The sequence below is a fragment of the Streptomyces sp. NPDC127038 genome (assembly GCF_042725875.1).
In the GTDB taxonomy this organism is placed as follows: Bacteria; Actinomycetota; Actinomycetes; order Streptomycetales; family Streptomycetaceae; genus Streptomyces.
In genome coordinates this window covers 1-7,981 of record NZ_JBHXDQ010000129.1, presented here as the reverse complement: position 1 = coordinate 7,981, position 7,981 = coordinate 1, and the positions used below count along the sequence as shown (strand labels likewise).

7 protein-coding genes and 1 pseudogene are annotated in these 7,981 nt (G+C 73.9%); 3 read left to right on the top strand and 5 right to left on the bottom strand.

Annotation, left to right across the window (positions count from 1 at the left end):
• Nucleotides 1–104 precede the first annotated feature (104 nt).
• From ACFWI4_RS40870 to ACFWI4_RS40860, 3 genes are all read right to left on the bottom strand, one after another.
• On the bottom strand, nt 105–737 hold the full coding sequence (locus ACFWI4_RS40870) for an AAA family ATPase (RefSeq protein WP_387206761.1): 633 nt from the start codon (nt 735–737) through the stop codon (nt 105–107).
• 9 nt (nt 738–746) lie between these two features.
• Nucleotides 747–1,448, bottom strand: coding sequence for a response regulator (locus ACFWI4_RS40865; protein ID WP_387206759.1), 702 nt, complete (start codon nt 1,446–1,448; stop codon nt 747–749).
• 86 nt (nt 1,449–1,534) lie between these two features.
• On the bottom strand, nt 1,535–2,740 hold the full coding sequence (locus ACFWI4_RS40860) for a sensor histidine kinase (protein ID WP_387206757.1): 1,206 nt from the start codon (nt 2,738–2,740) through the stop codon (nt 1,535–1,537).
• A 154-nt stretch (nt 2,741–2,894) separates the two neighbouring features.
• Between ACFWI4_RS40860 and ACFWI4_RS40855 the strand changes: the two genes are divergently transcribed.
• Nucleotides 2,895–4,001: an SAM-dependent methyltransferase gene (locus ACFWI4_RS40855; RefSeq protein WP_387206754.1), complete on the top strand. Its 1,107-nt coding sequence runs from the start codon at nt 2,895–2,897 to the stop codon at nt 3,999–4,001.
• Here ACFWI4_RS40855 and ACFWI4_RS40850 read toward each other — a convergent pair.
• Nucleotides 3,966–5,117 (bottom strand): NADH-quinone oxidoreductase subunit D, encoded by a 1,152-nt coding sequence (locus ACFWI4_RS40850; RefSeq protein ID WP_387206752.1) that lies wholly within the window; start codon nt 5,115–5,117, stop codon nt 3,966–3,968. The two genes, ACFWI4_RS40855 and ACFWI4_RS40850, sit on opposite strands and share 36 nt — an antisense overlap.
• Before the next feature lie 31 nt (nt 5,118–5,148).
• On the opposite strand from ACFWI4_RS40850, the gene ACFWI4_RS40845 reads away from it, so the two are divergent.
• The gene (locus tag ACFWI4_RS40845) at nt 5,149–5,652 is read left to right on the top strand and encodes a PH domain-containing protein (RefSeq protein ID WP_385398723.1); all 504 of its coding nucleotides are present in this window, start codon (nt 5,149–5,151) and stop codon (nt 5,650–5,652) included.
• A gap of 167 nt (nt 5,653–5,819) precedes the next feature.
• Nucleotides 5,820–7,136: a PH domain-containing protein gene (locus ACFWI4_RS40840; RefSeq protein WP_387206763.1), complete on the top strand. Its 1,317-nt coding sequence runs from the start codon at nt 5,820–5,822 to the stop codon at nt 7,134–7,136.
• A 263-nt stretch (nt 7,137–7,399) separates the two neighbouring features.
• Here the strand turns inward: ACFWI4_RS40840 and ACFWI4_RS40835 are convergent.
• A pseudogene (locus tag ACFWI4_RS40835) lies at nt 7,400–7,981 on the bottom strand (hypothetical protein); the annotation flags it as partial.

The window sequence follows — 7,981 nt, the reverse complement described above, 5'->3', positions numbered from 1 at the left end:
GGCGGCCGCGGCCCCCCCCCCCCCCCCGGGTACGGGTCGGGTAGGGGCGGAGGGGGCGAGAGAAGGCTGTTGTGGGAGTGGGGTGGGGCCCTGGGCTCGGAGGGTCAGTCGAAGCGGATGTGGCGCACGCTCGTGCGGGCGCGCCTCAGGCGTCCGCGCAGGGCACCGTCCCGGTTCGGCGTGAGGGTCAGGCCGGCGAGGACCGCTATCCGGTCGGCGGTCCTGGCGACCGTCGTGTGGTCGGTCCACAGGTGTTCGGCGAACTCCGGCTCACGCAGCCGCTCCAGGCAGTGGTCGAGCCGGTCCACGGCCCAGCTCTCGCGCCGCAGCGGCGTGTCCTTCCCGGCGACGTGCCCCACGAAATGCCCGAAGCCACGCTCGCGCAGCCGGCGGAGGACGGTCTCCCGCTCGGCCAGCAGGGTGAAGTGCCGTACGTCGTGCCCCAGTTCACGCAGCCGCCCGACCGTCTCCCCGAAGTACCCGGGGTCCGTGACCGTCATCGGGGCGATGACCACACCGTCCCGCGCGCCGAGCGCGAGGTCGAGCACCTCGACCACGCCCTGTCGCCAGGACACCAAGTCCTGGAAATCACCGCGGAGTTCGGGCGGAAGCATGCGGTGGAGGCCGAACCCGGCGTGTTCCGGATCGCAGACGACGCTGCCGGGCAGCCGGCGCCGGATCTCGTGTGCGGTCTGTGTCTTGCCGCCCCCGAAGGGCCCGTTGATCCACAGGAGCATGCCGAGACCCTAGTGCGCGCCGGTCACGTCCCGGTCACGCCCCGCGAGCCCGCCCGCGCGGACGAGTCCCGTCTCGTAGGCGAGGACGACGACCTGGACCCGGTCGCGCAGCCCCAGCTTGGTGAGGATGCGGCCGACGTGGGTCTTCACGGTGGCCTCGGACAGGACGAGACGGGCCGCGATCTCCCCGTTGGACAGGCCCTGCGCGACGAGGATCATGACCTCGCGCTCGCGGTCGGTGAGCCGTTCCAGGCCCTTGTGCTGCGGCTCCTTGCCCGCGTTGGGCAGCAGCGGCGCGAACCGGTCGAGCAGACGGCGGGTGGTGGACGGCGCGACCACGGCGTCGCCGCTGTGCACGGAGCGGATGGCGGCGAGCAGTTCGCCCGGGGGCACGTCCTTGAGCATGAAGCCGGAGGCGCCCGCCTTCAGCCCGGAGAACGCGTACTCGTCCAGGTCGAAGGTGGTCAGGATCAGCACCTTCGGCGGGTTCGGGTCCGAGCAGATGCGGCGGGTGGTCTCCACCCCGTCGAGCTTCGGCATGCGGACGTCCATCAGGACCACGTCGACCTCGGTGGCGCTCAGCACCTGGAGGGCCTCGACGCCGTCGCCCGCCTCGGCCACGACCTCCATGTCCGGCTGGGCGGCGAGCACCATCCGGAAGCCGGTGCGCAGCAGCACCTGGTCGTCGACGAGCATCACGCGGATCGCCATCGGGGGCCTTTCACTTCGTCGGGCCGGTCGTCGGGACCGGGTGCGTTCGGACTGGCCGGCCTCGGGGACCGGGGTGTGTACAGGTGTCAGTGGGCCGCTTTGAGCGGCAGCAGGGCGCTGATGCGGAACCCCCCGCCGGGCCGCGGCCCCGCGTCCAGGGTGCCGCCGACCATGCCGACGCGTTCCCGCATGCCGATCAGGCCGTGGCCCTGTCCGTCGGCACCGCCCTCCTCGTACAGCTCGTGGGGAGCGCCCGTCCCGTCGTCCTCGACGAGCAGGCCGAGACCGTCGTCGAAGTAGACCAGACGCACGCTGGCGCCCGCGTTCGGGCCTCCGTGCTTGCGGGTGTTGGTCAGCGCCTCCTGGACGATGCGGTACGCGGTGAGCTCCACCCCGCTCGGCAGGGGGCGCGGGGTGCCCTCCACCTTGAAGTCCACGGGCAGGCCCGAGGTGCGGCACTGCTCGATGAGGTCGTCGAGCTGCTCGACGTCGGGCTGCGGCACGTACTCGCCGCTCTCCTGGTGCTCGCCTGTGCGCAGGACACCGAGCAGCCGGCGCATCTCGGCGAGCGCCTGCCTGCCCGTCCCCGAGATGGTCTCCAGCGCCTTCCTGGCCTGCTCCGGGGCGGTGTCCATGACGTACGCGGCGCCGTCGGCCTGCACCACCATGACCGAGACGTTGTGCGCGACGACGTCGTGCAGCTCGCGCGCGATCCGGGCCCGTTCCGCGGCGACCGCGACCTTGGCCTGTGCCTCGCGCTCCTTCTCCAGGCGGGCGGCGCGCTCCTCAAGCTGGGCGAGGTAGGCGCGGCGGGTGCGGATCGAGTCGCCGAGCACCCAGGCGAGCGCGAACGGAACGGTCTGGAAGATCGCTATGAAGACGTCGCCCGGCCCGCTGGTCTCGGTCGCGGGCCAGCGCAGCTGCGCGACGGTGCCCGCGCACAGGCCGCCGATCAGCGCGAGCCGCGAGGCCCAGCGGGCGCCGTTCGCGGCGACCGTGTAGATGATCACCAGCATGGCGAAGTCCGCGGGTGCCGAGGGCACGTCGAGGATCAGCTGCGCCAGGCCCGCCAGCACGGCCAGGACCAGCATCTTCTCCGGCATCCGGCGGCGCAGCGCGACCACGGCGCTCAGCGCGAACGCGATCGGGAGCGCGACGGCCGTCGACGGCGGTCCGTCCGCGGCGCCGCTGACATTGCTGATGCTCACCCAGGAGACCCCGAGCAGGGCGACGGCCCAGAAGCTGTCGACCCATGTCGGGTACCTGCGGAGAAGGTCATAGAGGCGCTGCACGTAACCCAGAGTAGGGAGGCGCGCGGTGTGCCCGGGTCAACCGGAGGACCGATCCGCGAGCGCCCGTCGTACTCCCCAAGGTGGATGCCGTCCCCGCGGGACGCTCCGGGGACACCTTCCGGGGGCACCGGGTGGCACCCCCTAGCCTGGCCCCGTGGAACGTGCGGCGGCGGGCGAGTGGCGGGGATGGCGCGAGGCGGCCGAGGAGGCGCTGTACGGGCCCTCGGGCTTCTATCGCCGGCCCGAGGGCCCGGCGGGCCACTTCCGGACCTCCGTGCACGCCTCCCCGCTGTTCGCGGGAGCCGTGGCGCGGCTGCTGTGCCGTCTCGACGCGGCACTCGGCCACCCGGACCCGCTGGCCTTCGTGGACATGGCGGCCGGCCGCGGCGAGCTGGCCGCGGGCGTCCTCGCCGCCCTCCCCTCCGGTGTGGCGGAGCGCACGCGCGCGTACGCGGTCGAGCGGGCGGACCGGCCGGCGGGCCTCGACCCGCGGATCTCCTGGCTGGACGAACCGCCGCGGGGGGTCACCGGGCTGCTGTTCGCCAACGAGTGGCTGGACAACGTGCCCGTGGACGTCGCCGAGGCGGGCCCCGACGGTGTGCCGCGGCTGGTCCTCGTCCGCGCCGACGGCACCGAGCGGCTCGGGGAGCCCGTCACCGGCGAGGACGCCCGGTGGCTGCGCACCTGGTGGTGGCCGGAGGCGGAAGCCCCCCGACCGCCGGGGGCGGAGGCTCCCGCCGGCGCGCCCCTCGTGGCCGCCGAGGGCGCCCGCGCCGAGATCGGGCGCCCCCGGGACCTCGCCTGGGCCTCCGCCGTGTCCGCGCTCGACCGGGGTCTCGCCGTCGCCGTCGACTACGCGCACTTCACCGGCGGCCGTCCGCCCTTCGGGACCCTCACGGGTTTCCGCGCGGGACGCGAGGCGGCCCCGGTGCCGGACGGTTCGTGCGACATCACCGCCCATGTGGCACTCGACGCGTGCGCGCTGCCCGGAGGACGCGTGATCACCCAGCGCGCGGCACTGCGCGCGCTGGGCGTGAGCGGCGCACGCCCCCCGCTCTCGCTCGCCTCGACGGACCCGGCCGCCTATGTGCGCGCCCTGGCGGGCGCCGGACAGGCCGCCGAGCTGACCGCGCCGGGCGGCCTGGGCGACTTCGGCTGGCTGCTCCAGCCCGTCGGCGTCCCCGGCGCCGAAGACCTGCTCGTCGGCGGCCCCGGCACCGACGGCCTACTTGTCGATGTCCCCGACCACGAAGAACAGTGACCCGAGGATCGCCACCATGTCGGCGACCAGGGTCCCGGGCAGCAGTTCGGTGAGCGCCTGGATGTTGTTGAACGAGGCGGAGCGCAGCTTCAGCCGGTACGGGGTCTTCTCGCCCTTGCTGACGAGGTAGTAGCCGTTGATGCCGAGCGGGTTCTCGGTCCAGGCGTACGTGTGTCCCTCGGGGGCCTTCAGGACCTTCGGCAGACGCTGGTTGACCGGGCCGGGCGGCAGCTCGGCCAGCCGGTCGAGGCAGGCGTCCGCGAGATCCAGAGCGTTGTGCGTCTGCTCCAGGAGGCACTCGAAGCGGGCCAGGCAGTCGCCCTCCTCGCGGGTGACGACCTTCAGGGTGTCCTGGAGGTCCCCGTAGGCGAGGTAGGGCTCGTCGCGGCGCAGGTCGAAGTCGACGCCCGAGGCCCGCGCGATGGGGCCGCTCACGCCGTACGCGTGCACCGCCGCGGGAGCCAGGACACCCACACCGCGCGTACGCCCCCGGAAGATCTCGTTGCCGAGCACCAGGTCGTCGTACACGCCCATCCGTGAGCGCAGGGCGGCGACGCAGGCACGCGCGCGTGTGGCCCATCCGGCCGGGAGGTCCTCCTTGAGGCCGCCGACGCGGTTGAACATGTAGTGCATCCGCCCGCCGGAGATCTCCTCCATGACGTGCTGGAGCTCCTCGCGCTCCGTGAAGGCGTAGAAGATCGGGGTGATCCCGCCCAGCTCCAGGGGGTAGGAGCCGAGGAACATCAGGTGGTTGAGGACCCGGTTGAGCTCCGCGAGCAGCGTGCGCGTCCACACCGCGCGCGCGGGGACCTCCATGCCGAGCATCCGCTCCACGGCCAGGACGACGCCCAGCTCGTTGGAGAAGGCCGACAGCCAGTCGTGGCGGTTGGCCAGCATGATGATCTGCCGGTAGTCGCGCGCCTCGAAGAGCTTCTCGGCGCCGCGGTGCATGTAGCCGATGACCGGTTCCGCGTGCTGGATCCGCTCACCGTCGAGCACCAGGCGCAGCCGCAGCACGCCATGGGTCGAGGGGTGCTGGGGGCCGATGTTGAGCACCATGTCGGTGCTCTCGGCCGCGCCGCCGATACCGACCACGGTCTCCGTCGTGGGAGTCATGGCCACAGTCTCTCGTACGTACGCTTGCTCCATGGAGACGGGGAGCGCGCGGACCGAGGAGAGCGCGCCGGGGGAGCCGGTCTGGACCGGGCTGCCTCCGGGGCTGCTGCGTATGAGAAGACTGTTGCTGGTGATGTGGGCGGGACTCCTGACGATCGTCGTCGGGATGCTCCTCGCCCTGTTCGCCGGTCCGGGCTGGGCGGCCTTCGCCCTGCTGCCGCTCGCCCTCGCCGGGTGGGGCTGGCGCATGCTGGGGCGGAACTGGCGCTCCTGGCGGTACGCGGAACGCGCGGACGACCTGCTGATCAGCCGGGGCGTGCTGTGGCGCGAGGAGACCGTGGTGCCGTACGGACGCATGCAGCTGGTCGAGGTGACCTCCGGGCCGCTGGAACGTCACTTCGGGCTGGCCGGCGTACAGCTGCACACGGCCGCCGCGGCCACCGACGCGCGCATCCCGGGTCTCGAACCGGCCGAGGCCGAGCGACTGCGGGACCGGCTGACGGAACTCGGCGAGGCCCGATCGGCGGGCCTGTGAGCACGGCTTCCCCGGACTCCTCCGGGCACCTTTCCGGGCACCCGGCCGAGGACGGTTCCGTGGAGGGCATCGGATCCGCACAGGAGCCTGCTTCCGTGGAGGGCATCGGTTCCGTACGGGACCTCGCTTCCGTGGAGGGCATCGGTTCCGTACAGGACCGTGCTTCCGTGGAGGGCATCGGCCTCGTACGGGAGGAGAAGCCGGTGCCGGAGCGGCGGTTGCACCCGGTGACCCCGTTCCGGCGTGCCTGGGCCCCGGTCGCGGTACTCGCCGGCTGGGCCGTCCACGATCCCGGCCAGGCGCAGCAGCAGCTCACCCGGCTCACGACGACGGCGCTGCTCATCGCGCTCGCGGTGATCGTCCCGGGTGCCGCCCTCTACGGCTTCCTGAGCTGGTGGTTCACCCACTTCGCGGTCACCGACACCGAACTGCGCATCCGTACCGGCCTGTTGTTCCGCCGCACCGCGCACATCCGGCTCGAACGGCTCCAGGCCGTCGACATCACCCAGCCGCTGCTGGCCCGGGTCGCGGGCGTCGCCAAGCTCAAGCTCGACGTCGTCGGCACGGACGAGAAGGACGAACTGGCCTTTCTGGGCGAGGGCGAGGCCCGCCGGCTGCGCGCCGAACTCCTGGCCCGGGCGGCCGGGTTCGCGCCCGACTCCGTCGGCGAGGTCGGCGAGGCACCCGTGCGGCAACTGCTGCACGTGCCGCCCGGCGTCCTCGTCGCCTCCGTGCTGCTCACCGGAGCCACCTGGGCCTCCCTGATCGCCGCGCTCGTCGTCCCCACGCTGCTGTGGCTCGCCACGCACAGCGCCTGGACCGTCCTCGCGACCGGACTGCCCCTGCTCGGCGCGGCGGGCGCGAGCAGCGTGGGGCGGTTCGTCGCCGAGTACGACTGGACGGTGGGCGAGTCGCCCGACGGCCTGCGCATCGACCACGGGCTCCTGGACCGTACGCACGAGACCGTGCCGCCCGGACGCGTGCAGACCGTACGGATCGTCGAACCCCTGCTGTGGCGCGGCCGATGGGTGCGCGTCGAGCTGGACGTGGCCGGGTCCTCGAACTCGGTCCTCGTGCCCGTCGCTCCGCGCGAGGTCGCCCACGCCGTGATCGCCGCGGTGCTGCCCGGTGTGACCGTCCCCCCGTCCCCGGTCCGCCCGCCGCGCCGGGCGGGCTGGTGCGTGCCGTTCTGGTGGCGCGGGTACGGACTCGCCGTCACCGGCACCGTGTTCGCCGCGTGCAAGGGGCTGCTGCGGCGCCGTCTCTCGCTCGTCCCGCACGCGAAGGTGCAGAGCGTCCGGCTGACGCAGGGGCCCTGGCAGCGCTTCAAGGGGCTCGCCGACGTCCATGTCGACGCCGGTGCCGGGAAGACGGTCACGGCGCGGCTGCGGGACGCGGCGGAGGCGGCGGAGCTTCTCCAGGCGCAGGCCGACCGCTCCCGAACGGGCCGCAGGGAGGCCCGCCCGGACCGCTGGATGGCCTGAGCGGGCCGCTGGATGGCCTGCACGGACCGCTGGATGGCCTGCGCGGGGGCGAACCGGGGGCGCTGAGGGGAAGTTGCCCTGGGGGTGCAGCCGGGGCCCCGCCTGGGCTTGCAGAGCCGGCCGGCCGACGGGGCCGGCGCGGCCGGCGTTCGCTGCGCGCGGGCGGGTGACGCGGGTTCCCGGCGAGGGGGCGTGAACGACGGAGGGCAGTGGCGTGATGCCACTGCCCTCTCCTCGTCGGACCCGCCGGGCGGGCGCGCGGCTCAGGAAGCCGCGCTCCGCAGCCCGGTCATGTCGATGTGCTCGGTCTCGTCGTGCGCGGTCAGGTCGATGACCTGGCGGTCGCCCTCCGGGTCCTCGCCCGCGGGCCGGTCCCCGGACTCGGCCTGGTGCGCGGCGAGCGCCTCCTGGCCGACCACGTCGGCGAGGTCCTCGTTCTGCACGGCCTCCATCGCGGCGTCCGACTCCTCCTTCTGCGTGCCGAAGAAGTCGAACCCTCCCTCGACCGAGGGGCGCCGCACCGGCGCGGTCTGCGGGACGACGGCCACCGCGGTCGGCACGGTGAAGTGACCGGAGCGCTGGGCGGGCCTGGCGGGCGGGAGCGCCGCGCGGGCCGGCGGCGCCGTCACGGCCCTGCGGGACGTCTCGGGCGCGGCGGGCGCCGACGGCTCGGCCTCGGCGGCCGCGCGCTGGTGCTCGCGGGCCGCCTCGGGCTTCCCCTGCGCCCCACCCGCTTCCGCGACGGAGTCCGCGGACGGCCCCGTCCCGGTGGCGGGAGCGCTCTGCGGGGCGGCCTGGCCGCGCGCGGCCGCTTGCCGCTCGGGCATCCTGTGTTTCGAGGCGAG